Consider the following 25,128-nt stretch of genomic DNA (forward strand, 5'->3'; position numbering starts at 1 on the left):
CGCAACGACAGTCCTCTCCAACAGAGAAACATCCAGTGGTGTCGCTCCGGCGAGCCGCCGGCGGCCGAGCATGGATCGTGCACGTCAAGTCAACGTGCACACACGGTACTTCAGACGCCGAGGCCGCGGGGAGGAAATGCGGCGCGCCCGGTCTCCCGCCTCACCGCGATCCACCTCCACCTCCTTCGTCGAAGCTCCGCATGGCTTTGCCCAGCTCGCGGGTCAGTCCAGTGCCGTCCGCTTCGAGGCTTTCAAATATTCGGCGCCGGATGGCCGGCTCCTTGTCCTGACTGAGCTTGAACATCCCCTGCGCCGAGTGGACGTCGAAGGTGAACGCGCCGACGCCGGGGACGATCTTCCGGAAGTAGTCCAGCGAGCCTTCCAGTTCCCACCCGGCGCCGAAGAGCCTCTCCAGCCGGGAGGCTGTGCGCCGGACGACCTCGAAGGTCTCCTCGTCATCGCGGATCGGCCGGAGGACACCTTCAACGTGCACCGACACGAAGTTCCAGGTCGGGGCCGACGGATCGGCCGCGTACAGCATAGGTGTCACATAGGAGTTCGGCCCCCAGAAGACGGCCTTGGCCGGTGTTCCGGCCAGGAGCGCCGACCAGTGCGGATTAACACGGTTCATATGCCCGAGGAGCGTCGACCCGACGAGTTCGTCCGCTTCGGCATCCGACGCGGGAATCATCGGAAGATGGGTGGAAAAGGGGGTGAACGGGCCATTGGTAATGAGGGCGGCAAGCGGATGCTGACTGACGACATCGACCAGTTGTCTGCCCTCCCGCGCCTGATATACGTCCGGAACGTGCATTCCTGCTCCTATGTCCCGCTACGTCGGCCGTCGGCCCATGATGGATCGCGCGATTCCTCCGGCACATACTGCGGTATTTGAAAGAAGCCGCGGGCAGACCGGGACGACCGGCCTGCCCGCTTCCGGTCAACCTCGACAGCCATCTGATCCGCTGAACGCTCGCGGACCGCACCGTCGTCATTCTTCGCGGCGGCACCACCGTCGACCTCGGACCCCAACACCTGCGCGCGGAGACCCCGGCCCCGGATACTCAAGCTTTATCCCTCCGCGTAGAACTCGGCGAGCAGGAAGGAGTCGAGGGGACCGGCGAGGACGGTCGAGATATCGAGGACGCGCACACCAATGAGGGGTCCAGACACCAAGATTTTTTTACACGCAATCGGCATGTCACGGCGAGTCGTGGCCCACGTCACGAGTCGCGGCACAAACCCTTGGTGCCGGATGAGTTGTGGGTGTTGTTCCGTCGGGTGGTGCCGCCGGCGGGGGTGTTACGTCGGCGGGGTGGTGGCCGGGCTCGGGCGGGTGATCGTGAGGTGTTGGCGGCGATCTTGTTCGTGGCCACGTCGGGCTGTACCTGACGGCAGTTGCCGCCGGTGTTCGGTCCTGCCCGGCCTACGGTCTACCGGCGGTTCGCGCAGTGGCCGGAAGTGCGGGTGTGGGGCCCGGCTCCACCGCGTCGTTCTCGACGAACCCGGTGCTCGCGGATGAATTCGCCGCTCATACGGGAGTTCTCGCCGCTGCGGTCCCACTGGAACAGCAGAGGTGCCGGCGGGTTCCAGACGCGTTCTGAGTAGTCGTAGGCGGACAGGACCGGGACGGTGCCGGTTGTTGGGTCGGGGACGCGGACGCGGCGGATGATCGTGGTCAGGACGTCGGCGAGTTCGGGGCTGACGAGTAGGACGCGTTCCTGATCCGTTGTGGACGGGGCGATCTGAAGGAGCGGGACGGTCTCGCCGGAGGTGGGCAGGCGGTACCGGATCATCGCGTGGTGGCTGAATTCCAGCATCTCCCCGATGCGGGCGCCAGTGGGGCGCAACGGCGAGCGCCTCACGGATGGCACGCGCGTCCGGGCCCGTCAAAAGCTCCAGGTGCCTCCCGTGCCAATGTTTGTCATGCTGGATCACGGGGCGATGAGGGGACTGATTGCTGTGTGTTCCTCACGTGCGCTGAGGCGGCGGTCGCACACACCGAGGCTCCGCGCCGACGCCGAGATGGTGATCGACCAGCACGGCTCAATCGCTGGGTGGAGCGATGCGGCCCATGATCTGTTGGGCTTCACACATGAAGAGATCCTCGGCAAGTCGGTGAGCAGCCTTCTTGTCGCGGAGCAGTCCCTGCCCTTCGGCAAGGCTGATCCGCAGCAGGGGTTCTCAGCGCCGGTTGTGCTGCGCTGCCGAGACGGTCACACGGAAGTATGCCGAGTGCGGATACGGCCCTTCGAGCACCGTCCGCAGAGCTGGACCGTGCTGGTGGCTCCGGTCTCTCCCACGTCGGATGCGAGAGTCGTTGACGAGGCGGTGCTGGACGCTCTGTTCAAGCAATCGCCCACAAGCTTGTGCGTCTACGACGCCGACCTGCGTCTTCGCCGGTTCAATCCGGCGGCGGAGGGCATGCAGGGAGTTTTCGGCGAACGTTCGATCGGCCTGATGCCGCACGAGCTGTGGCCGGATTCCAACTCGGTGGAGTTCGAATCCGGCATGAAGGATGTTCTGGAGTCAGGAGTACCGCTTGTTGGTTTCGACAAGCGGGGCCGTCCGCCGGCCGACCCCGAGCATGAGCACGTCTTCGCGAACTCGGCCTTCAGGCTTGAGGACCACGCGGGGCGTGTGCTGGGCCTCGCTACGACCGCTGTCGAGATCACGGACCAGCGAACGGCGGAAGAGCGCATCTCACTCCTCGCAGACGCCAGCGCCGTGATCGGCACCTCGTTGGATGTCGTGGAGACCGGTCAGCAGCTTGCCGACATCTCGGTTCCCCGCTTCGCCGACGCCGCCACGGTCGACGTGTTCGCGCCGGTCATCTCCGGTGAGGAAACCGACCCTGCGGCCGATCTCCGCAGAGTGGGGATGCGGTACGAGGGCAAAGCCGCCACGCGGGGAAAGGCCGCCCGCGCCGGCCAACCAAGATTCCCGTATCCAGTATCCGCAGGACAGCAACTCACCGACGGGCCGCGCCGCACAGCTGTCCTGCTTCCCGGTGACGACGGAGAACCGCTGTACCGGAGAACGCGTGGCGAGCTGTCCGCTCACTCCCTCGCCGTACCGATGAAGGCCCGGCGCACGGTCGTCGGCGTGGTGACGTTCTACCGTATCGGACTGGCCAGCCCCTTCTCGGACTTCGATGTCCTCACTGCCCGTGACCTCGTGTCCCGCGCGGCCCTGACCATCGACAATGCCCGACGCTACACGCGGGAACACAGTTCGGTGCGCGTTCTGCAGCGCCAGCTCCTCTCCCGCCGCACCACCGAGCAGAGCGCCGTGGAGACGGTCCACTTTTTCGCTCCTGCCACATCGGGTGCGAACTGGTTCGATGTCATCCGGGCGTCGGGAGCCCGCGTCGCCCTCGTGGTCCTTACGACGAACGAGTCCGGCCTGTCGGGCTCTGCGGCCGTAGGGCGACTGGGGGCGGCTGTCCATGCTCTGACGGACCTGGACCTCCGTCCGGAGGAGGTGCTGGCCCGTCTGGACGCACTGGTCTCTCGGATCACAGGCGAACGCGGTGTCGACGACGATGCTTCTCAGAACGACGGTGCCTCTCAGAACGACCGCACAGCTTTCAAGATCACATGTGTGTACGCCATCTACGATCCGTCCTCCGGCCGCCTGTCCCTGGCCAGCGCCGGACACGCTCCCCCGATCGTGATGGAACCCGATGGGTCCGTAAGGGCTCTCACCGCACCAGTGGGTGCTCCCTTGAATGCCGCTTACAGACACTCCACGGCCGTCGAGTTCGATCTGCCTGCCGGCAGCACGCTCGCGTTCTACGCTCCGGCGCGCGCGACTGTTGGGCCACCCGCGGACGAAAGTCCTCCCCCACTCACACGATCACTCGCCCGAGCGATGGGCTCCACGGCCGGTCTCCCGTTGAGGCAACTGCGAAACGAGGTTGCGGAGGCACTGTCCGACGCATGGGCCACACCACGTGGAGCGGTCCTGCTACTGGCCCGTACACAGCTCCTCGGCGAGGACCACATGGGTTCGTGGGACCTGCCCAGCGACCCGGCCGTGGTGGCCACCGCCCGTAGTCTGGTGCAACGCCAGCTTGCCCTTTGGGGGCTTGAGGAAACGGCGTTCGTCACTGAGTTGGTGGTCAGCGAGTTGGTCACCAATGCCATTCGCCATGCGGAGGGTCCCATTCATTTGCGCGTCATACGCGATCACCGTGCACTGATCTGCGAGGTGTCCGACGCGAACACCACAGCTCCCCACCTGCGCTATGCGCGCTCCGGCGACGAAGGAGGAAGAGGACTGTTCCTCATCGCCGAGCTCACCCAGAGATGGGGCACACGGTTCGGTGATACGGGCAAGACCATTTGGACCGAGCAGCAGGCAGAAGGGGAGGAAGATCTTTGAATCCGGGCTCAGCACCCTGTCCGGCCTGGATCTCACCACGGCGGCCAAGCCCCCCGCCGTCAATGGACACAGTCTTGCCCGGTGCGCATTGGCCACCCCTCTTGCCCGCGGAGGCAACCGTCAGAGTGCCTTCGGAGAAGCCGCTGTCGCGGTGCCACAGCACATACAACGGCGTCGCGGTGTTTTGAGAGCCGGACCACATCGGGGACGTCCTCCTGGCGCCCACCCGCTGGGACCCGCGTGCCTCTGGTACGACCCGGTCCCGGTCGACGGCGTCGTGCCCAACGACGGGACGGTGCGGCGGCAGAAGTACGAGATCGGTGTCCACCACCTGCCACGACCCTCGCCGTACGCCGCCGCGTACGCCTTAACCGTGGAGGGACGCCGCGTCATGGCGACCGGCGACCGGCAGACACCACGTGCTCCCGGATGAGTTCTGTCCGCCGTGGCGGCCGGCCTGGGGCTTGCTTACAAAAAGTAAGCTACTAATACTCTACTTGTCATGGGGGGAGGCATTAACAAGACTGATGGCATGCCCGACTATTTCCACTCACTCAGCTTCGGCACCTCCATAACCCCGGCGAACGGGACCCCCGGCGCTGCCCCGGCACTCGCCCAGCTCAGCGAGCAACTCGGGTACGACCTGGTGACGTTCCAGGACCATCCGTACCAGCCGGCCTTCCACGACACCTGGACCCTGCTCACCTGGGTCGCGGCCGTGACCGAGCGGATCCATGTAGCGCCCAACGTCCTCAGCATCCCCATGCGCCCGCCGGCTGTGACCGCGCGCGCGGCCGCGAGCCTGGACCTGCTGTCCGGCGGGCGCTTCGACCTGGCCCTCGGCTCCGGGGCCTTCTGGGACGCCATCGAGGCGATGGGCGCGAAGCGCCTGACCCCTGGGCAGGCGGTCGACGCGCTCGGCGAGGCGATCGACGTGATGCGCGGTATTTGGGCGGCCGGGGAGCGGGTCCCCCTGCGGGTGCCGGGCACGTACCACCACGTGGACGGCGCCAAGCGCGGCCCCGCGCCCGCGCACGACATCCCCATCTGGATCGGTGCCTACAAGCCGAAGATGCAACGGCTCATCGGCCGCAAGGGTGACGGCTGGCTGCCGTCCACCTTCTACCTGAAACCCGGCGAACTCCGCACCGGCATGCGGATCATCGACGAGGCCGCCGCGGAGGCGGGCCGGGACCCGCGCGAGATCCGGCGGCTGCTGAACCTCTCCGGCACCTTCACACGCGACGGGGGCGGCTTCCTCGACGGTCCAGGCACGCAGTGGGTCGAGGACCTGCTGCCCTATGCCCTCGAAGACGGCGTGAGCACGTTCATCCTCGCCTCCGACGATCCCGCCTCCCTCCAGCGGTTCGCCGAGGAGGTCGCACCCGCCCTGCGTGAAGCCGTGACCCGCGAGCGCGGCGGCGACGGCGGAGGCCCGACGCCGCGCAGCACGGCCGTCCGAGCCGCGCGGCACCCCGGCATCGTGTACGACGACCTGCCCGCCACGCTCGCCTCGGCCGCGATCGAGCCGGGTGACGCCCGGTACAGCCGGGTGAGGTCCACGTACATACGCGGCGGCTCGCCCGGCCTCGTACTGCCGGTAAAAGACGCGGTGGAGGTGGTGGAGGCGCTGGCTTTCGCGCGCAGGCACCCGGACCTGCCCCTCGGCGTACGCAGTGGCGGCCACGGCATCAGCGGCCGGTCCACCAACGACGGCGGCATCGTCATCGACCTTTCCGCGCTGAACACGATCGAGGTGATGGACGAGCGGACCAGGAGGGTCCGTATCGGCCCCGGCGCCCGATGGGCCGACGTCGCCCAAGCCCTGGCCCCGCACGGCTGGGCGCTGAGCTCGGGCGACTACGGCGGGGTCGGTGTGGGCGGGCTCGCCACGGCGGGGGGTGTCGGATGGCTGGCGCGCGAACACGGCCTGACCATCGACCACCTCAGGGCGGTGGACATCGTGCTCGCCGACGGACGCACGGTCCACGCGAGCGCGGAAGAGAACCCGGACCTGTTCTGGGCGGTGCGGGGCGCCGGCGCGAACTTCGGCATCGTGGTGGCCTTCGAGTTCGAGGTCGATACCGTCGGCGATGTCGGTTGGGCGCAGCTGGTGTTCGACGCGAGCGACACCGCCGAGTTCCTGGAGTCCTGGAGCGCGGCGGTCGAAGCGGCTCCCCGCGACCTCAGCAGCAATCTGATCCTCGGCCGCCGACGGCGCGGGCGCCCGGCGTACGCGCAGGTGCTCGCGGTGGTCGACTCCGACGACCCGGACACCGTGCTGGACCGGCTGAAGCCCTTCGCCGAGATCGCCCCGCTGCTGGACCAGTCGATCCAGATCGTGCCGTACGCGGCGGTCATGGCGAACGTCAGGGACGGGATCCACAACGGTCAGGGCGAACCGCACGCGCACTCCGGCCTGGTCGAGCACATCACCCCGGAGGTCGCGGCGGAGGCGGCCGAGCTCATCGAGAGCGGCGCGGCGTACTTCTTCCAGATCCGCTCCGTCGGCGGCGCGGTGTCCGATGTGCCGCCGGACGCCACCGCGTACGCGAACCGGTCGGCCAACTTCTCCGTAGTGGCCTTCGGCACGAACGCATCGGGGCTCGACGAGCGGTGGGAGCGGCTGCGCCGCCACTTCGTCGGGATGTACCTCAGCTTCGAGACGGGCCTCGACCCGGAGCGCATCGACATCGCCTTCCCGGGCGAGACCCTGACGCGGCTGCGCGCGCTGAAGAAGCGGTACGACCCCGAGAACGTCTTCCGCGACAACTTCAACGTGCTCGGCGCCAATCCGTAACCGGCCGGCGCGGGCAGGGCGCGCCACCGGGGGCAGGCGCGCCGAGAGCACGCTCGATCACCGCGACGGGGCACCGTCACGACCGCGCCGTCGCCCGCTCGCTCCACGATCACCTCGTGAAGGGCATCGTCAGGGGCCGTGGGAAGCCGGGTGAGGGGATCGTCGAGCGGCGGAACGCGCTCCAGCCCGAGAAAGCCCTGCACGGGCGGGTGATCCGACGGACGAAACGGCAACTACTCCCGCACGATCGCCGCAGTCTGGAGGCGTGCCGCGTCTTGGCTCGGCGGGGCCCCGAACATGCGCCGGTATTCACGGCTGAACTGCGAAGGGCTCTCGTATCCGACCGCGTACCCGATCGCGGCCACCTCGTGAGGCGTTGTGAGCAGTTGGATACGGGCTTTCTGCAGCCGGAGTTGTTTCTGATACTGCAGGGGACTCATCGCGGTAACCGCACGAAAGTGCCGGTTGAGGGAGGAGACACTCATGCTGACTTCGTCGGCGAGATCCTCGATGCGGATCACCTGGTCGTAGTGGGTCTTGATCCAAGCAATTGCGCGAGCGACGAGGGTCGTGCGGCTGTCGGCCAGGCCGATCTGCCCGACCAGTGCCGCCTGGGGCCCGTTCAGCAGGCGCCAGTGGATCTCGCGTCGGACGTCGGGCGCCAGTACCGGGAGGTCACGCGGCTCGTCCAGCAGGCGCAAGAGCCGGACGAGGGCGTCCAGCAAACTGTCATCAGCGTTGCTGGTCGCGATGCCCGGGCCGTGGTAAGGGCGCACAACGGCGGGGTCGCCCTCCAGCAGCAGCTGCGCGATGATCGCGGGTTCCAACGGCACCCCGAGCCCGAGATACGGCTCGGTGGGTACGGCCCGGGTGATCTGGGAGGTTAAGGGAAGGTCGACGGTCGCGACGAGATAACTGCCCGAGTAGTAGTCGAAGATTCGGTCGTTGAGGACCGAGCGCTTCGCTCCCTGGGCGGTCAGGGCAATCATTGGCTCATTGATCGTCCCTAGCGGTTCGGTGACACGTTCGGTTGAGAACACTGCGATGTTCTCGATCCACAGCGGGCGGGGGCTGCCTGCGGCCAGTCGCGCGACCCGATGGCGAATTTCCTCCAGGTGGTTCACCACTCCAGCAGACCACGGGAGCGTGCCCGGGAGCCACCATGATGCGAGCAAGGTCGAGCGGATCGTGCAACGGTCCGCACGCATTGGTCTAGGCGGTCGCGGCGCGCCGAGATCAAATGGAGGCGGTGCGGGGATGACAGCACGTTCCTCCCCCCACGTTTCTCGGTCAGGAGTTCCACCATGTTGCTCGATCGCCACGCCATGCCCGTCCGCTCGGAACAGCGCGCCGGTTCCCCCGCTCCGGGTGATGCCACCGCCTCCCACCGGCGGCGCGGGGCCGGGGCGCATCGGGCGCAAAGGCTGCCGGCGGCGATGGAACACCGATCCGTACACCCCGAACGTGACCCTCACCGAGCCCCGGCGAGGTGTGCTGGACGGCTTGCTCGCTCCCGCGCCGAACATCTCATTCGAGAACAACAGGACATCGCCGCCGATGGTCCAGCTTCCTGATCACCACCCAGACACGTAAATCACCACACCCGGCCATCGAGCCGGAAGGGACAACCATGTCGAAGCAGTTCGCGGGCAAGACGGCCTTGGTCACCGGAGGTGGTTCCGGTATCGGGAGGGCGACGGCTCTGGCGCTCGCCGCCGAGGGCGCGCTTGTCACCATTTCCGGTCGTACGGAAGAGACTTTGAAGGAGACCGTGCGCCTGGTCGAGGCCATAGGCGGCTCCGCCCGCTGCATGGTGGCCGATGTGTCCGACGAGTCCATGGTGGAAGCCATGGTCGGCGCGGCTGTCGGTGACACGGGACGACTCGACTTCGCCGTGAACAACGCGGGCTACGACGGAGAGTTCCAGCTCACCACTGACTACTCGACCGAGATGCTGGACCACATGATCGCCGTCAACATCCGGGGGGTCTTCCTGTCGATGAAGTACGAACTCCGGCAGATGGTGGCGCAGGGCTTCGGCTCGGTGGTGAACATGTCGTCCGGCGCGGGGCTGGTGGGTGTGGCCGGGTTCTCCGGATACACGGCCACCAAGGCCGCCGAGATCGGCATGACCAAGAGTTCGGCGCTTGAGGTCGCACCGCAGGGCATCCGGGTGAACGCGCTGTGCCCTGGGCTGGTCGACACTCCGATGATCGCGACGATGGACCCGAACGAGGAACCCATGAAGTCGATCATCGCTGCGCACCCTATGGGCCGGATCGCGAGCGCCCAAGAGGTCGCCGACGCTGTGGTCTGGCTCTGCTCGGAGAAGACGGCGTTCATCACGGGCGTGGCGCTGCCGATCGACGGCGGGTACTCGGTGCCGTAACGGGGCGGTCTGCGTACTGGTGGCCGCGCTTCGGCGGGGCAGGCGTGAGGCCCACATCCGGCAGCGGCTGCCGGAACAGCGAGCACCCGCGGCCCACGGTCTTCACGGATTCTATGAGGAAAGGAAAGACCCCGGATGCCATCGAACGCGGAGTACGAACCCAGTGCCTCGGACATAGCCCGGAACCAGGTCGCGCTCTTCGAGAGCAGCAACGGCACCGAGGGAAACACAATCTCCGGCCGCCCTGTGGTCATCCTGACCATGCGTGGCAAGAGGACAGCGAAGATCCGCAAGACCCCGGTCATGCGGGTGGAGGACGCGGGGCGCTATGCCCTGGTCGCCTCACTGGGGGGCGCGCCCCGGCATCCGGCCTGGTACCACAACGTCGTGAGTCACCCGCGAGTGACGCTTCAGGACGGGCCTCGGCGGGGCGAGTACCTCGCACACGAGGCCGAGGGCCAGGAGCGGGACGAGTGGTGGAAGCGGGCGGTCGAAGCGTTCCCCGAGTACGCGGAATACCAGCGCAGCACGGATCGGGTAATCCCGGTACTCGTTCTGGAGCCTGTGACGCATTGACCGGTCACGAACCGCTGGTACGACATCCACGTACCTCGACGACCCGGGTGTACCACCGGCGCTCCGCGCCCCAGCTACTGCTGGGGCGCGGAGCGCCACGGTCGGTAGCCGACTCAGGCGCTGAAGTTCGTGGAGGTCGCGAGGGCGCGCCACTCTGCCAGCTCCTCGGCGACGAAGCCGAGCTTCGCCTCCATCGCGGCGACCGAGTCGGTGCCGAGGGGGATGCGCAGCGGTGGGTTGTCGGACTCGGCTATGTCGAGGATGGCCACTGCGGCCTTCACCGGGTCGCCGGGCTGGGCGTGGTTGCCACGGCGTGCGGTGCCCCGCATCCGGCCCGACGTCTCCGCGCGGCCCTCGGTCACGAGCTTGACCGTCGACAGGCTGCTGTCGTCCAGAAGTCGGTGCGGAAGTAACCCGGTTCCACGACGGTCACCTTGACACCGAGCGGCGCGAGCTCGATGGCCATGGCCTCGGAGATGCCTTCCAGGGCGAACTTGGTGGACGCGTAGATCCCCCAGCCCTCCGACGAGGTGAAGCCGCCCACGGAGCTGATGTTGATCACATGGCCGGAGCGCTGGGCTCGCGTCACGGGCAGGACACCGCGCTGGCCGTTCAGCACACCGAGGACGTTCGTCTCGTAGACGGCCCGTACCGTGTCGGCGTCCGCCTCCTCGACGGCGCCATCGGCCTGTCCGCCGCCACCAACGCTTTCACGTCACCGTCACCGTCACCGTGGCTGTCGCGGCAGCGCTGGGCGCTCTCTATATGGCCACCCGCCGCCACAGCACCGCCTGATCGGCCTGCCCCGTGTAGCCGGCAAGCCTCCTCCAAGACGGCGGACTCATACGGAGAACAGCCATGTACAGGAACATCCTGGTGGCCGTCGACGGCACACCGGCCATCGACGCGGTCGTGGACACGACGATGTCCCTGGCGAAATACGCACGCACGACGATGCACGTCAGGCCGTCCGATTTCCTCTACAGCCCCGCCCCCGCCGTCCTCGGCCTCGAAGACGACCAGCGCGCGAAGGACGTGGTCGACGCAGCAGTCGCCCGCCTGCGGCACGCCGGTATCATCACAAATGGAGAGATGTTGCACGGTCAGCGGCGGCTGCGGGCCGACGCCGTGCTGCGGGAAGCCAACCGGCTGGGCTCCTCATCATCCCAGGTCCCGGCCACCACGTCGGCCGGGGAGCGGCCCTGCACGACAGCGTCAGCCGGGCCGTCGCCGCCCGCGCCCCCGTCTCCGTACTCCTCGTCCACGCCGGCATCACCCCGGCCCGACGGAAGGCAGCGTCATGTCCCTCTCTGAGCACGCCAGAAGCCTTTTGGACGGCGGCAACATCCTCACCGTGGCCACAGTCAACCCCGACGGTTCCCCGCAGACCACCACCGTCTGGTGCCGCACGGACGGCGACGACGTGGTGTTCTCCACGGTCAAAGGACGCCGCAAGCACCGCAACTTCCAGGGTGATCCACGTGTCAGTGTCAGCGTCTTCGACGCGGCTTCGCCCTTTGACCGGGTGGAGATCCGTGGACGCGTCGAGATCACCGACGACCCCGAAGGCACCCTCATCGAGGAACTGTCCCAGCTGTACACGGGCCTTCCCTGGCACGAGCCGGACCCGTCCGTGCAGCGTATTGTCGTGCGCGTCATCGCCCACAAGGTGGTGGAACGGCGCGCCTCGTCGTGACTCGCCGCTGCGTGACCGGGGGCAGTCCCACTGCCGGCGAGGAGCGGACCGTAGTGGCACCCGGCTTGACTGAGTAACGCTGATACCGCGTCCCTGAAAGGCTGGGGCTGCGCCGCTCACCGCGTGCTCGGGCCGCGGTCGCGGTCGCGGTCAGCGGGGACACGCAGCGTGTCGATCAGCTTCTCGGCCGGCGCACGACTGGAGTTGGGTTCTGCCCCGAGATCAGGTTGCCGCCCTCGACCACGTTCACGCCCCACGCCTTGATCGAGTGGATTTTTGCCCCTCAGTACGTTCTCCATCAGCCACGGGACGTAATCGGCCGAGCCGTGGCCGCCGGCGATGAACACCGCGTCATAGCCAGTCGGCTCCCCGCACCTCAGACAGCGTTACGGGGTCGGCCAGCTCGGCTCCGGGAGTGAACAAGTCGGCCCAGCCCGCGAACAGCACCGCTGCGGTGAGGAATACCGGAAGCGCGATGGCGGCGGGTTCTTCGTGCACGACAACGGCATCGGCGCTCTTCAGCGCGGAGCCTTCAGCCTCCCCTTCTTGGACGACGGCCACCTTGCCCTGGGAGCCGATCGGCGCGGACGTGAGTGACGCCGGCTTCAACGGTGAGACTGGCGCGGGACATCGATACGGAGGCATGCCTCATATTGTGTTAGCGTAAAAACATGAGGCATGGCTCGACTTTCAAACGCACACGGAGTCGCATCGAGGAGGCGGTGTGTCCGAACCACTGTTGCCCCGGGACCGCTGACCACAACAGTCGCTTCGAGGATCCTTGCGCAGGCCAGCTACAGCCGCAGGATGGGCCACACACGGCTACAGCGTCGCACCACGGTAGGTGCAAGGAATCCTCTGAAGACCCCGCTGCCGGTGCCCACTTCGGTCAATCCATGTGCCGTCGACGGCGCCGAAATCACCAGCACACGCTCCAGCCCGGCCCGGTTGTCCTGCCGGCAACGGCGAGGTGGTGGACCCGGAGCAGCTCTCACACAACCTTGAAGGAACACAGTGCTAGGCATCGACAATGAACTTCTCAACGCAGTCGGCGCGACCGCTTCCGCCGTCCCATCCGCGCCGCCGGCCGTCGGCGACTGGAAGGCCCGGCGGGCGACCATCGACACGGTCTACGGCGGGCTGGCTGCTGCCGCGACACACGGCGACCGCGTCGAAGAAGTCGATTTCACCGTGCGTTCTTCGGACGGGCACACCGTCCCGATGCGCCTCTACAAGCCGTCGACGGTGCCGGATGCCCTTGTCGTCTATGTCCATGGCGGTGGTCTTATAGCCGGGAGCCTCGACGGATACGACCACGTCTGCCGCCGTTACGCCGCTGACGCCGCAGTAGCCGTTATCGCGGTCGGCTACCGTCTGGCACCCGAATCGGCGCACCCGGCGGCCGTCGAAGACTGCGTCGCAGCGGTCGAATGGGCGCTCGCACATGCCCGGGAGCGCATTCCTGGGGGCCGTGTCGCGCTCATGGGTGACTCTGCGGGCGGCGGACTCGCGGCGGCCACGGCCCTTGTGTGCCGCGACCGGGAGATCAAGCCTCTGGCTGCTCAGATTCTTGTCTATCCCATGCTCGATGACCGCACCGCACACGCCGCCCCGGGTACCGAGCCGTTCCTGACATGGTCGGCCGCCGACAACATCACCGGCTGGCAGGCTTACCTCGGCGACAGGTACGGCACCGACGATGTGCCTGCCTCCGCCTCCGTGGCCCGCGCGGACTCACTCCATGAACTGCCGATGGCCTATGTCGAGGTCGGGCAGTTGGACCTCTTCTGCGCGGAGACCGTCGCGTACGCGACGCGTCTCATGGAGCACGGCGTGGCGGTCCACCTTTCGGTGCGCCCTGGTGCGTTCCACGGCTTCGACCAGCTGGCACCCGACTCCCGCCTGGCACGGAGCGCGTTCGCTGAACGCGTCGCCTTTCTCCAGAGCCTGTGACGTGACGCGCCGACAGACGCGCGCGCAACGCCACCTTGCACAACACGCGGCAACGCTTATCCGATCCAACTCGCCCAAGGAGAGATATCCGTGGTAACCAAGACAGCCCTCGTCACCGGATCGACGAGCGGAATTGGTCGCGCCACCGCACTCAGGCTGGCTCGCGACGGTGTCCGTGTCGTGGTCTCCGGCCGCGATGCCGAACGGGGACGTGAAGTGGTGGAGAAGATCCGTGCCGAAGGAGGAAAGGCCCAGTTCGTCGCCGCTGATCTACATGATGAACGGTCCGCGGCAGAACTCGCGGCCAGGGCCACCGAGATCGCGGAGTCCGCGGGCGAGCCTCTCGGCATTCTGGTGAACAATGCCGCGACCGGGGCCGGCGGACCGACGGCCGGTACGGAAGAGTCGATCTTCGATGCGGTCCTGGCCACCAACCTGAAGGCACCGTTCTACCTGGTCGCGAACCTCGCGCCTGCGATGGCAGCACGCGGGAGTGGCACGATCATCAACGTATCCACGCTGGCAGCCGCACGCGCGCTCCCGGGCCTGTCGGTGTACGGGGCGAGCAAAGCAGCGCTCGACTTGCTCACCAAGAGCTGGGCGGCTGAGTTCGGGCCGGACGGAGTGCGCGTGAATTCGGTGAGCCCCGGCCCGACCCGTACACCGGGGGCCGAGGCCGGTCTGGGGGAGGCGCTGAAGCAGCTCGCGGCGCAGGCGCCGCTGGGCTTCGTCGCTGACCCGGAAGACATCGCCGCGGCCATCGCGTTCCTCGCCAGTGACGAGGCCCGCTTCATCACCGGCACGATTATGGACGTGAACGGGGGCCGCACCGTCGTATGACTGGGTCCGGCCCGGTGGACGCGGTGCCCGGCCGTCCGTGACAAACACTCGTGAAGACAGGTGAGGGGTACCTCACCTTGTACTCTGGACGGGTGAGCGAAGCGCTGCAAGACCCGGCCGCCCCGCGTTTGCGTCGCGACGCGGCCCGCAATCGTGAACGAATTATCGAGGTCGCGCGCCTGGAATTCGCCGAGCGGGGCATTGACGCTTCACTGGAGCACATCGCGAAGAGCGCGGGGGTCGCGATCGGGACCCTGTACCGGCACTTCCCGAAACGGGTCGACCTGCTCCTGGCTGCCTTCGAGGACAAGTTCGCATCCTTCATGGCTGCCGCCGAGGCGGCGCTCGCGGCCGAGGACCCCTGGGACGGATTCAGTTCCTACCTTGAGGCGCTGTGTGCGATGCAGGCGGGCGACCGCGGTTTCAACGACTTCGTCTCGATGCGCTTTCCCTCCAGTGAGAAGACGGAGGCGATGCACGATCAAGTCTGTGGGGTGATGGAAAGTGTTCTGAGGCGGGCCCAGGACGCCAAGGCCGCCCGCCCAGACCTCACTCTCGGCGACCTCATCGCGGTGACCTGGGCAAACAGCCGGATCATCGAAGCCACCGCAGACATCGCTCCTCGGGCATGGCGCCGACAGCTGATGCTGGTTCTGGAGGCTTTCCGCTATCGCGGCGACGCTGAACTCAAGGAGCCACCACTCACCGATGAGCAGCTGTACGACGCGATGGCCCGGCTGAGCGACACGTAACGGTGCGAGAGACGCGAGGGAGACCGCCGTCCCGCCCTGCGGGCGGACGACGCTACTTTCACCACACGCCCTAGGCTCAGACCTCGCGGCTGCCCCGGGTTGGACCGGTTCCTGCCGCGGCCGAGTTGCTGCGGCGGGAACCGACCGGGCATCAGCCCAACGAAGTGATGGCCTGTGCTGCTCCGGCGAACCGGTGAATCGACGCCACGGCTGCCGAGCTAGGGCCTGTCCCAGACCGTACGGGAGGCGGCAGCGAGGTCGCCGGGGACTTCGTTCTTGGTCCGGCAGGAGGGGGTAGAGACCGTGGTCGCGGTGTCCGGGTAGGCGCAGATCAGGCGTTCCTGGCCTGTGCTGCCTCCCTGGACGACGGACTCCGGCGCGTCACCGCGTTCGACCCAGGTTTGCAGGGCGTCGACCAGCTGGTCCCGGGCGGGGGCCTTTCCGGTCAGCACGGGCTCCTCGTGTCCCACACCGGGGAAGTGGAAGGTGCGCATGAACGACCGCGTCCGCTGGACTCCGTACCGGTCGAACAGACGCTGCTGGTAGTTGTAGGACCCGAACGGCACGATCAGCGGGTCGTTGGTGCCGTGATAGAAGATGATCTTCGCTCCGCTGCGCTGAACACGGGAGAGATCCGTGCTGTCCGTCGATGCCGTGGCGCGGAACTTCCGGTACGACCGCTCGACAGCGCCGGCGAAGTTCTTCATGGTCAGGTTCCTGCGCCAGTCGAAGTGCGGATCCTGGTACAGCCAGTACCGCAGGTACGTCTCGATCATCGGGCTCATGTCGCTGCCGCCCGGCAGGAGAGTCTCGAAGCTCGTCCCCCTCGTGATCCCGCCCCACAGGCGGCCACCGCCGGGGGCCCGCGGTCCGTCCCAGATGAGGTTGACCGCTCTGGCCTCCGCCCGTGACAGACCCGCGACCTTCGAGGCGTCGAAGTGGCAGCGGCGCGGTTCGGCGATGGTCCGGTCGACGACACCGTCGTCGGCGTCGCACGCGGCGACCGCGGCCTTGTTCGCCGAGGCGCTCTTGGCGGATGACAGTCCGGCCGGTCCCAGCACATCGTGGGCCACCACCGCGGGCCAGGCTTCGTTGACGATGAAGCGGTTCCAGTTCATGGCGGGATAGCCGACCAGGAATCCGTCGTATCGGTCGCCGTACTTCTGCGCCATCTCCCAGCCCTGCCGACCGCCGGTCGACCCGCCTACCCAGTAGTTACGCGGCGCTGTCCGGCCGTAGTACCGCTTGGTGAGGTCCAGCGCCCACTGTGTCTGCTGATGCAGGCTGCGCGTGATGAAGTCCTTGACCTGTGCGGTCAGGAGGTTGCCTTCCGGGTCGAGCACGAAGCCCCCGCCGGCCAGGCCGCAGTCCTGCTGGGCGTTGGTGAGACGGGTCTTGGGGTTCGTCGCGTCGCACCAACTCTGGCTGTGTCCCGTGTCCGTGGCCGAGCCGACTTCGCCACGCCGGAGAGCCATCGCGACGTCGGGTACGGCTCCGGGAGTCATGGAGACGTCGGGCAGGGTCCCGGCGTAGCCGCCTCCGCCCATATTGAGTACGCGGCCGTTCCAGGCGCCGGTTTCCGTCCCTCCGGTTCCCCCGTCGGCGGTGCTGAGCGGCAGGGCAACCCGGATGTTGATCGCCCGCTCCGCCACGAGATCGACCTGGCAGAAGGCCGGCAAACGGTCCGTGCCGGACACCACACTCGACCGCGCCGACTGGACGCGGTGCCGCGCCGTCAGGGTGCCGGCGAGCGTGGCGCAGGTCGTGTCGCCCGGAGCCGACAAAACCGCCGGACTCACGGTGGCGGCAGGCTGCGGCTGAAGGAACAGCGCACCGAGGGTGGCCGCCAGTACGACGCGGCGAGCGGTTCGTGCACCCGGCGCTGAGGGTGGGCGGGACCGTGTGCGGGCTGTCGGCCCTTGTTCGTTCATTGCTGGCCTTTCGACGGTGAGAAGCCGTGTGCGTGTCAAAAACGTTCCCTCACATGGGAGTTGCGGAAAGAGGTCGTGTGCCGGTCAGCGGCACGATCGCTCAGCCACACCGGGTGACGCCGTGCACTCTCCCTTGTGTCGCCGCAGGGTTCGGTGAGTCCGGACGGAGCGAGGCTACACCTAAACGGAGACGCGTCTTCGGTTATGTTGAGGCCATGAAGACTCGAAAGCTCGGCCCGTTCGAGGTGTCGGCCATCGGACTGGGCGCCATGCCGGTTTCCATGACCCACGACGGACTCCCCACACCACAGGACCAGGCCGTCGCCACGATTCACGCCGCACTCGACGCGGGCGTGACACTGATCGACACGGCCGACGTCTACGCCCCCTCCTGGGACACGACAGGCCACAACGAGCGACTGATCGGCAAGGCACTCACGTCGTACGGCGACGGAAACGACGAGGTCATCGTGGCCACGAAGGGGGGCGTCATCCGCAGCGAGGGCGAACGGTGGTCCTTCGACGCGTCACTTTCCCACCTGCGGGGAGCGGTGGAGCAATCGCTCCGCGCCCTGGGCAGGGAGGTGATCGATCTGTACCAGTGGCACGCTCCCGACGAGAGCATCCCGTACGCCGAGGGGGTCGCCCACTTCAAGCAGCTCATCGACGAGGGCAAGGTCCGGTCGGTGGGCATCTCGAACGCGAGCGTCGAACAGATAGGCATCGCGCTCGACATCCTGGGCGACGGCGGGCTGGCCAGTGTGCAGAACGAGTTCTCGCCCAAGGTGCCCGAAGGCGCCGACGCACTCGCCCTCTGCGAGGAGAAGGGCATCGCGTTCCTGCCGTACCAGCCCCTCGGCGGTACCGACGGCAGCGGCCGGGCTGTCGGCGAGCGGTTCCCCGCATTCGCCGAGACCGCCCGCGAACACGGCGTGAGCCCGCAACGGGTAGTGCTCGCCTGGGAGTTGACCCAGAGCCCCGTGGTCATTCCGATCCCAGGGGCCAGACGCCCTGAATCGATCACGGACTCCGCGAAGGCGGCCGACCTCGAACTGGCCCCGGAGGAACTTCGGCGACTGACCGAGTCCCTCGACCGACCCTCGTAGGCGCCCCCCTTGCCTGCAGCTCTGCTATCGGGGCCCGGCCGCGCCGCGGGCCTGATGTGCGATTCCGGCAATGAACTGCTTCTTGGTGAGAGGGTCCGCGGCCATCGGGGTGGTCGCCCCCGGGCGGAGCCCGTCGAGGAGGAGCGGCATGAAGCGCTGCCAGCTGTCCGGCACGACGGAGCCGAAGAGGCGTACCGACTCGCCCAGCAGCGTGGCGACCACGGCGAGGTCGGAGACGACCACGTCCTGGCGTACGGTCCCCTGCCGCCGCGCCTTCTCCAGGAGCGTGTCCAGGCAGTCCTCGACGCGTCGGTGCACCTCCGCCATCGGGGGCGATTCCGGGTCGGTGGCGAGGACTGCCCGAAGCGCCTGCTGCGCCGCCTGCGGTCGTATCGTGACCTCGAAGAACTCCGTCAGCCCCGCCCACCCGTCCTCCACCTCGGCGGCACGCTCGGCCGCCTGGAGCATCGACTCCACCGAAGCCTCCAGCGCCACGAACGCCAGCTCGGTCTTGTTCGCGAACTGGCGATACGCGGTGGCAACGCCCACACCCGCCTCCCGCGCCACGTCGTCGAGCGTTGGGGTGAGGGCGTGCTCGTTGAACAGCTTGAGAGCCGCGTCGATCAGCGCCTGACGGTTTCGCGCCGCGTCACTGCGCATACGCACCTCCGGGATCACCTGACAAGTGGAGCTGAACCTCCAGATAGAGTATCGTCCGATAAGTGGAGGTGAACCTCCGTTAATGGCGTCCCAACAGGGTCCTCCACGGCGAATACACCGAAAGAGTTCGTTTCCCCGGCCCAGGGCAAACGGAAGGCCGGCGAACCGGATCCGCGTCTGCGCCAATGAGCGACACCCGGAGAAGGCGGCTGCTCCGATCACGGATGGCCAGCGATCGCAGGGTCGCCGTAGGCGTGGTGTGATGGAAATACGACCATCCAAACGATCGGATTCGAAGAGGGTGTAAGTGCCATGACCAGTGTTCTGATGATTCTTTCGGGAGTCGATCATTGGACGGGCGCCGACGGAACGAGGGAGCCGAGCGGGTTCTGGCCCGAGGAATTCGCCGTCCCGCACCGTCTCATGACCGAGGCAGGCTTCGACGTCGACGTCGCCTCCACGGCGGGAGGCAAGCCGACACCGGACCAGGAGGGCCTGAGCACCAAGGCGGTCGGAGCCGAAGCCAGCGAGTTCGCCAAGTACCTCGACGAGCACTCTGCGGAGCTCGCCAACCCCACTTCGCTGTCTGACGTGCGCACGGCCGACGACTACGATGCGGTGTTCATCGCGGGCGGTCATGGCCCCATGGAGGACCTGGCCCATGACCCTGACGTCGGCCGCGTCCTGGAGGAGTTTGACGCAGCCGGAAAAATCATAGCGCCGTTGTGCCACGGCCCCGGCAGCCTGCTGAGCGCGAACCTGCCCGGAGGGGGCTGGTTGTTCGAAGGCAAGAAACTCACAGGTTTCACGAACGAGGAGGAGCGCCTCCACGGCTCGGCCGACCGCGCACCATGGCTGCTGGAAGACGTACTGAGGTCCCGTGGGGCCAAATTCCAGTCCATCCAGGCCTGGGGCGTGAATGTCGTTGTCGACGGCAACCTGATCTCGGGACAGAACCCCAACTCCAGCCACGCACTGGCCGAGAAAGTGATCGACACGCTGAACTCCACCTGAAAAGAGCCGGGCGAAGATCATCGAGGCATGCGGACGGGGCGTATTTCGACGTTCGAAGGGCCTGCGGAAGGTCTGTCTCTCCGAGAGGGGCTTCAACCCTGGCGGTAGGCCGACGTGACCCGCGTCTACGGCCCCGGGACGGAAAGGCTTTGCGCGAAACGGCTTCCTGGTGAAATCCACCCCGCCCGAGGGTCTTCTCAACCTCGTCCGAGTCGCGGCGAACGCACACCTTCTCAGTCGCCTCAGGTCCCCGCCGAAACGCCTGCCATCCGGCAGCCGTGGCGTAGCGCGAAAAGCCACCGTGGCGGTGGTGGCCCGGGTGCATCCGAAACCCGTACTCGTGGAAGCTCGGTGAGCGTTTCGCCCCAGCGACCGGCCGGGCCGGGCAGCAGGCACGGCGCTGACGACACGGCCCGATGCCGCGCTGGAGACTCCGACCGTCACCCTCGTCGCATGCCTCGCCCGCACGGGAAGGACCGGGTCGACACCCCGGTCCAGGGCTGCACACGGGGTGCCAGTAGATCCGGGAACGCTCGACGGAGGGCCGACCGCCGGGATCGGCGTGTTCTCCGGAAACCGACCCGTGAACCGGTCTTCCAACTCAGCCCATGCTACCTTTGCTAATCCAAGCCAGGGTACGGCCGACAGCCGCGCCCGTATGCCGCGTCGCGGCCGGACACGGGTGACTCCTCGCCCGCAAGCGCCTTCTCCCTTGTCTGGGAACCATCCGGCCCGGCCCAACGTATCCAGGGATCGATCCACATGACCAAGCGTTCCGCTGTCGAAACAGTGCACAACTTCTGGGAGCATGTCTGGGCGTCACCACAGAACTACGCCGCTATCGACGACCTCGTCGTGGAGGACTTCGTCCTCATCTCCGGGGGGAAGCGTGTCGAATCACGCGCCGCCTTCAAGGAGTGGGCGCGAGGCTTCGGTGCGGTCATCCACGACCTTGAGTTCGAGGTCGTGGAATCGTTCCAGAACCGCGAAGGTTCGCGTGTGGCGTCCATGTGGCGCCTGACCGGCAGAAACAACGGAGTGTTCGCCACGGCCCCCGACGGCGCGCCGATCGAGATGTCCGGCACGGCCGTGTGGGGCGTACGAGAAGACGGCAAGTTGCTGTGGAACCGGGTGGAACGCAACGCCTTCGAAGTCCACCAGCAGCTCCTCGGCCGTGCGTGACAGCCAGGCCGAGTACCAACCGGAACCTTCTCCACACCTGGGGCATCGACGGATGACGCACGAAGCAGTGACTACGGACGAGCCGGACGGGCCCAACGAGGTCTGTTCCATCCAACGCAGCCTGGACGTCCTCGGCCAGAAATGGGCCTTCCTGATCGTCCGCAACGCACTGCGCGGCACCACCAAGTTCTCCGATTTCCGCAGGGAGCTGGGCATCCCGACCGACATGCTGAGCGCTCGGCTGGCAGCCCTCGTGGACGCTGGAATTTTTGAGCGCGAGTCCTACCGGGAGACGGGATCACGGACCCGGTATGCGTACTTGCTGACCCGGCGCGGGCAGGAACTGAAGGTCGTACTCGCCGCCTTGCAGCAGTGGGGCGAAGCAAACCGTCCCGCCCCCGGCGTCCCGGCCACCTACATTCAGGAACGCGGTGGCGGTAATGTCCACGTCGTGATGGTGAATGACAAGGAAGACGTCCTTCACATCGACGACGTGAGATTGGTGTCGGCCGAACTCGCGCAGCGCATCCGGTCCACCCGGTGAGGGACCCAGCTACACGAACTGCCCACCGCGCTGGAGAGAGCCGAACGCGAGCGGGTCACCGTCGGCCGCTCGCGCGTGGCCGCCTCTCCTGATCACGTCCGCCACCGCCCGGTACTCATGGCCGGAAACGGCAGCCCGGACCTCCGCGCAGCGAGGCGACCGGGTCTTCCTTTCCTCACGCACCACTGGCCGCCCGCTTCGCGTGGGCCACATCCTCGCTGGGCGTGACCCCGAATTGCCGGCGGTACTCACGGCTGAACTGGGACGCACTTTCGTAACCCACCGCGAATCCGACTCCTGCCACATCTCGCGGGCTGCCTCGGAGGAGGATTCGCGCCTCCTGCAGTCGAATTTTCTTCTGATACTGAATCGGAGTCAGACCGGTAACGGATTTGAAATGACGATGGAACAATGTCTGACTCATCTTGGCCATTTCCGCCAGTTCTTCAATGCGGACGCTCTCATCGTAATAGCGCCTGATCCAGTGGATCGTGCGACTGACCCGGGAAAGGCTGCTGTCCGCGAGACCGAGATGCCGTACCATCGGGCCCTGCGCTCCGGTGATCAATCGCCATAGGATTTCGCGTTCGACCGCCGGTCCCAGCGCCCGGGCATCCGACGGACTGTCGAAGAGCCTCAGAAGACGGACCACGGAATCCGTGAGAGCAAATGGGGCATCACTGATCGCCATTCCCCCTGGATCCGAACAGGTCCCATCGAATTCCGCTGTCTCCAGAAGGAGCGCGGCGATCGCCGCAGGTTTCAGAGCCATCGCGAAGGACACGAAGGGCTCATCCGGACCAGCTCGGGTGATGTGTGCGGTGATCGGAAGGGCCGCCGACACGACAAGGTACTGGCCCGCGCCGTAGTTGAGAGCGCTGTCGTTGACCATCACTTGCTTGGCACCCCCCGCCACCAGCACGAACATGGGGTCAGCCACGCACTGCATCGGTTGCGTCGGCGCGTCGGCCGCAGTGACTTCGATTCCGCTGAAGTGTTCCCGCCAGCCGCTCACGGCGGCGTAGCGGGAAATCAACACCTGAAGTTCGGCGAGGGTGTCCACCCGCCCACTAAAGCACCACGGGTGCTCGCACATCAAGGACACTGATCTGATCCCGCCCACGGCGGTAGGATCAGGCAAGGGATTTGCAGTATCGGTCTACCGGTTGAACACCTGGACGTGCTTGACTAGACTAACAGCGCTTAAACAATACGGGCAGCACGGTCTTCGGCGCCATAGAGAAAGTCTCAATGGCCGGCCTGCGGTCACAAATGGAGGAAAACTGTTGTGGCGCAGCCGTGGGGAGATTCCCCGGATGCGCACCCTTCCCGCGGTCCGACCCCCTGTCAGGTTGAGGCGGACGCCACCACTTTCTCGCTTCTGGGAATTCCCGAGGCGCCGGGACGGGGTGGGAGCAGGGACCTCTCCAAAGGCCCCGGAGAACGAAGCCCGTAGAAAGCCGTCCGGCATACCTCGGCAGGCCCCGCGAGCGCTCTTGAGCCACTCTCTGCGGGCCCGCAGACAAGCCGGATCAGATATCACGAGCACAGAGACGAGTGAGCAGTGAGCAAGCAGACCGGACGGGCGGACGTCCGCGACATGTTGGTCGTCCACCAGGCGTTCCGCGACTCCTACAGCAGCGCACCCGGCCTGGTCCGCGGGGTCGCGGCCGGTGACACGCGCCGGGCGGCGACGGTGGCGGATCACCTGAAACTGATCGCGGATTTCCTGCACCTGCACCACAAGGGTGAGGACGACCTGCTGTGGCCCAAGCTCAAGGAGCGAGCGCCGGCCGACCTGTGGCCGGCACTGGAGGTCCTGGAGGCCCAGCACGTCGAAATCGACCTGCTCGTCAACAAGTCCACCGCCCTGCGGACGAGTTGGCGACGTACGGCGGGTGTGGACGAAGGAGAAGAACTCGCGGTCGTCCTGAGCCGGCTCAATGAGGGGCTGACGGAGCATCTGGCGCTTGAGGAGGACAAGGTACTCAGTCGTGTCAGCCAGTACATGACCGACGCGGAATGGCATGAGTTGGGTGACCACGCGATCAACGGACTCCCAAAGAGCAAGCTGCCGATCGTCTTCGGGATGCTGGCCGACATCGCCGAACCCGAGGTCGTCGATCTGATGCTCGCTTCCGCTCCGCGCGTGCCGCGCTTCCTGATGCCCCGGCTCGGGCCGCTCGCCTATCGAGCGCACGTCAAGAAGGTCTACGGCGGAACACCGGCGCTCACGCGGAAGGTGTGAGCCGCGCTCTGTCACGCGGCGGGCGGGCGGCAGTCCGTGTTTCACCCTCCCGGCCCGCCGACGCCGGACACTTTTCGGCAACCACGCCAATCGCCGCTGAGCACCGACGAGTTCGGACGACAACCGGATGGTGGGGGCCTGGCCGCGGAGGGGCTGACCGTGCGTCGGGTCGTCCGGCTGAAGGACGGAGATCAACGGTGACCGGAGATAGTCGAACCCGCACACCCGCTTCGACCGCCTCCTCTTTCTGACCCGCGAACTCGCAGGTCAGAAAGAGGAGGCGGCGAGCACGCCGTCCGTCTTGGACGATCCCCCGCGTCGCCCAAGACAGACAGCCTCGTCCCACGCCGACGAGGCCCGAGGAATCCGGCAGCGGGGACGTGCTGAGTATACTGGCTAAGAGCCAGTCAACGCAGGAGTCCAGCATGTCCCCGCGAAGCGCATCGGTCAATGAAGAACTTCGTCGGCGTTCCCGCGAACGGCTTCTGCAGGCCACCGTGGACCTTGTCGAGGAGCGCGGATTCGACGGGACGACCCTGGCCGACATCGCCGACCGGGCCGGAGCGGCACGCGGACTGGTCTCGTACTACTTCCCCGGCAAGCGCCAGATGTTCCAGTCGGCCGTCCACCGGCTGATGCACCGGACTCTACAGGCGGCCCTGGAGCGCGAGCCCCGTACCGACGACGGGCACGAGTTGCTGGCGCGCGGCATCGACGCCGTCCTCGGTCTCACGGTCGACCACCCGGTCCTGATGCGCGCTCATATGGCGGGCATACTCCAGGCCGAGGGCTTCGTCCAGTGCTCGGAGCAGCAGCGGCTCGCGGAGCTGCTGCGGGAGACGATGGTGCGCTACGGGTCGGACGACGTGGACCGCGACTATCCGTTGCTGCGCGCGCTGATGATGGGCGCCGTGTTCGCGATCCTGCTGCCGGGGGCGGGAATGCCGCTGGCCAGCCTGCGGAACGAGCTGTTCCAGCGGTTCGGGCTTGATCCGGCGTACGATGCCGCGCCGGGCGGGGAGCCCGCCCGGCGCGGCGTCTGATCACCACC

General features: G+C 67.0%; 23 protein-coding genes and 2 pseudogenes. 17 read left to right on the plus strand and 8 right to left on the minus strand.

Annotated features, from left to right (window positions below):
• Positions 1-160: 160 nt before the first annotated feature.
• Complete coding sequence (locus ACIBBB_RS07425; RefSeq protein WP_398979692.1) at positions 161-814, minus strand: FMN-binding negative transcriptional regulator; 654 nt, start codon at positions 812-814, stop codon at positions 161-163.
• Between the two features lie 431 nt (positions 815-1,245).
• On the opposite strand from ACIBBB_RS07425, the pseudogene ACIBBB_RS07430 reads away from it, so the two are divergent.
• From ACIBBB_RS07430 to ACIBBB_RS07445, 4 genes and pseudogenes are all read left to right on the plus strand, one after another.
• Positions 1,246-1,519: pseudogene (locus tag ACIBBB_RS07430) on the plus strand (transposase); the annotation flags it as partial.
• Between the two features lie 506 nt (positions 1,520-2,025).
• Positions 2,026-4,386 (plus strand): PAS domain-containing protein, encoded by a 2,361-nt coding sequence (locus tag ACIBBB_RS07435; protein ID WP_398979694.1) that lies wholly within the window; start codon positions 2,026-2,028, stop codon positions 4,384-4,386.
• Between the two features lie 277 nt (positions 4,387-4,663).
• Entirely contained in the window at positions 4,664-4,819 is a 156-nt protein-coding gene (locus ACIBBB_RS07440) for a hypothetical protein (RefSeq protein WP_398979696.1), read from the plus strand.
• Positions 4,820-4,918: 99 nt separating this feature from the next.
• Complete coding sequence (locus ACIBBB_RS07445; protein WP_398979698.1) at positions 4,919-7,186, plus strand: LLM class flavin-dependent oxidoreductase; 2,268 nt, start codon at positions 4,919-4,921, stop codon at positions 7,184-7,186.
• A gap of 233 nt (positions 7,187-7,419) precedes the next feature.
• Here ACIBBB_RS07445 and ACIBBB_RS07450 read toward each other — a convergent pair whose 3' ends face one another.
• Complete coding sequence (locus ACIBBB_RS07450) at positions 7,420-8,310, minus strand: AraC family transcriptional regulator N-terminal domain-containing protein (RefSeq protein ID WP_398979701.1); 891 nt, start codon at positions 8,308-8,310, stop codon at positions 7,420-7,422.
• Positions 8,311-8,816: 506 nt separating this feature from the next.
• On the opposite strand from ACIBBB_RS07450, the gene ACIBBB_RS07455 reads away from it, so the two are divergent.
• Positions 8,817-9,575: an SDR family NAD(P)-dependent oxidoreductase gene (locus ACIBBB_RS07455; RefSeq protein WP_398979704.1), complete on the plus strand. Its 759-nt coding sequence runs from the start codon at positions 8,817-8,819 to the stop codon at positions 9,573-9,575.
• Positions 9,576-9,710: 135 nt separating this feature from the next.
• Complete coding sequence (locus tag ACIBBB_RS07460) at positions 9,711-10,151, plus strand: nitroreductase family deazaflavin-dependent oxidoreductase (protein ID WP_398979707.1); 441 nt, start codon at positions 9,711-9,713, stop codon at positions 10,149-10,151.
• Between the two features lie 113 nt (positions 10,152-10,264).
• Here ACIBBB_RS07460 and ACIBBB_RS07465 read toward each other — a convergent pair whose 3' ends face one another.
• On the minus strand, positions 10,265-10,513 hold the full coding sequence (locus tag ACIBBB_RS07465; RefSeq protein ID WP_398979709.1) for a hypothetical protein: 249 nt from the start codon (positions 10,511-10,513) through the stop codon (positions 10,265-10,267).
• Positions 10,510-10,794, minus strand: a pseudogene (locus ACIBBB_RS07470) (SDR family NAD(P)-dependent oxidoreductase); the annotation flags it as partial. The gene ACIBBB_RS07465 and the pseudogene ACIBBB_RS07470, both read right to left, overlap by 4 nt.
• Positions 10,795-11,009: 215 nt before the next feature.
• Between ACIBBB_RS07470 and ACIBBB_RS07475 the strand changes: the two are divergent.
• Positions 11,010-11,465 carry a universal stress protein gene (locus ACIBBB_RS07475; RefSeq protein WP_398979711.1) on the plus strand — a complete coding sequence of 152 codons (456 nt, stop codon included), beginning with the start codon at positions 11,010-11,012 and terminating at the stop codon, positions 11,463-11,465.
• Positions 11,452-11,847 carry a PPOX class F420-dependent oxidoreductase gene (locus ACIBBB_RS07480; protein ID WP_398979713.1) on the plus strand — a complete coding sequence of 132 codons (396 nt, stop codon included), beginning with the start codon at positions 11,452-11,454 and terminating at the stop codon, positions 11,845-11,847. Before ACIBBB_RS07475 ends, ACIBBB_RS07480 begins: the two co-directional genes overlap by 14 nt.
• Positions 11,848-12,198: 351 nt before the next feature.
• Here the strand turns inward: ACIBBB_RS07480 and ACIBBB_RS07485 are convergent, their stop codons facing one another.
• On the minus strand, positions 12,199-12,456 hold the full coding sequence (locus ACIBBB_RS07485) for a hypothetical protein (protein WP_398979715.1): 258 nt from the start codon (positions 12,454-12,456) through the stop codon (positions 12,199-12,201).
• A gap of 405 nt (positions 12,457-12,861) precedes the next feature.
• Between ACIBBB_RS07485 and ACIBBB_RS07490 the strand changes: the two genes are divergently transcribed.
• The 3 genes from ACIBBB_RS07490 to ACIBBB_RS07500 all read left to right on the plus strand — a co-directional run bounded on the left by ACIBBB_RS07490 (position 12,862) and on the right by ACIBBB_RS07500 (position 15,392).
• Positions 12,862-13,800 (plus strand): alpha/beta hydrolase fold domain-containing protein, encoded by a 939-nt coding sequence (locus tag ACIBBB_RS07490; protein ID WP_398979717.1) that lies wholly within the window; start codon positions 12,862-12,864, stop codon positions 13,798-13,800.
• Between the two features lie 90 nt (positions 13,801-13,890).
• On the plus strand, positions 13,891-14,640 hold the full coding sequence (locus ACIBBB_RS07495) for an SDR family NAD(P)-dependent oxidoreductase (RefSeq protein ID WP_398979719.1): 750 nt from the start codon (positions 13,891-13,893) through the stop codon (positions 14,638-14,640).
• Between the two features lie 92 nt (positions 14,641-14,732).
• A complete protein-coding gene (locus ACIBBB_RS07500; RefSeq protein WP_398979721.1) occupies positions 14,733-15,392 on the plus strand; it encodes a TetR/AcrR family transcriptional regulator in 660 nt (219 codons plus the stop codon).
• A gap of 218 nt (positions 15,393-15,610) precedes the next feature.
• On the opposite strand, the gene ACIBBB_RS07505 is transcribed toward ACIBBB_RS07500, so the two are convergent.
• Entirely contained in the window at positions 15,611-17,191 is a 1,581-nt protein-coding gene (locus ACIBBB_RS07505; RefSeq protein ID WP_398979723.1) for a tannase/feruloyl esterase family alpha/beta hydrolase, read from the minus strand.
• A 347-nt stretch (positions 17,192-17,538) separates the two neighbouring features.
• Here ACIBBB_RS07505 and ACIBBB_RS07510 point away from each other — a divergent pair, with 347 nt between their 5' ends.
• Complete coding sequence (locus tag ACIBBB_RS07510) at positions 17,539-18,429, plus strand: aldo/keto reductase (protein WP_398979725.1); 891 nt, start codon at positions 17,539-17,541, stop codon at positions 18,427-18,429.
• Between the two features lie 24 nt (positions 18,430-18,453).
• Here ACIBBB_RS07510 and ACIBBB_RS07515 read toward each other — a convergent pair whose 3' ends face one another.
• Complete coding sequence (locus tag ACIBBB_RS07515; protein ID WP_398979727.1) at positions 18,454-19,089, minus strand: TetR/AcrR family transcriptional regulator; 636 nt, start codon at positions 19,087-19,089, stop codon at positions 18,454-18,456.
• 312 nt (positions 19,090-19,401) lie between these two features.
• Between ACIBBB_RS07515 and ACIBBB_RS07520 the strand changes: the two genes are divergently transcribed.
• The 3 genes from ACIBBB_RS07520 to ACIBBB_RS07530 all read left to right on the plus strand — a co-directional run bounded on the left by ACIBBB_RS07520 (position 19,402) and on the right by ACIBBB_RS07530 (position 21,829).
• A complete protein-coding gene (locus ACIBBB_RS07520) occupies positions 19,402-20,103 on the plus strand; it encodes a type 1 glutamine amidotransferase domain-containing protein (protein WP_398979729.1) in 702 nt (233 codons plus the stop codon).
• A gap of 762 nt (positions 20,104-20,865) precedes the next feature.
• Positions 20,866-21,285 (plus strand): ester cyclase, encoded by a 420-nt coding sequence (locus ACIBBB_RS07525; RefSeq protein ID WP_398979731.1) that lies wholly within the window; start codon positions 20,866-20,868, stop codon positions 21,283-21,285.
• A 52-nt stretch (positions 21,286-21,337) separates the two neighbouring features.
• Positions 21,338-21,829, plus strand: coding sequence for a winged helix-turn-helix transcriptional regulator (locus ACIBBB_RS07530; RefSeq protein WP_398979734.1), 492 nt, complete (start codon positions 21,338-21,340; stop codon positions 21,827-21,829).
• A 175-nt stretch (positions 21,830-22,004) separates the two neighbouring features.
• Here ACIBBB_RS07530 and ACIBBB_RS07535 read toward each other — a convergent pair whose 3' ends face one another.
• Positions 22,005-22,892: an AraC family transcriptional regulator N-terminal domain-containing protein gene (locus tag ACIBBB_RS07535; RefSeq protein ID WP_398979737.1), complete on the minus strand. Its 888-nt coding sequence runs from the start codon at positions 22,890-22,892 to the stop codon at positions 22,005-22,007.
• A 501-nt stretch (positions 22,893-23,393) separates the two neighbouring features.
• Between ACIBBB_RS07535 and ACIBBB_RS07540 the strand changes: the two genes are divergently transcribed.
• Together ACIBBB_RS07540 and ACIBBB_RS07545 are read left to right on the plus strand one after the other, a co-directional pair.
• Positions 23,394-24,077 (plus strand): hemerythrin domain-containing protein, encoded by a 684-nt coding sequence (locus ACIBBB_RS07540; protein WP_398979738.1) that lies wholly within the window; start codon positions 23,394-23,396, stop codon positions 24,075-24,077.
• Positions 24,078-24,502: 425 nt separating this feature from the next.
• Positions 24,503-25,120, plus strand: coding sequence for a TetR/AcrR family transcriptional regulator (locus ACIBBB_RS07545; RefSeq protein ID WP_398979740.1), 618 nt, complete (start codon positions 24,503-24,505; stop codon positions 25,118-25,120).
• Positions 25,121-25,128: the final 8 nt, after the last annotated feature.

This window comes from Streptomyces sp. NPDC051217 (assembly GCF_044455465.1).
GTDB lineage: Bacteria > Actinomycetota > Actinomycetes > Streptomycetales > Streptomycetaceae > Streptomyces.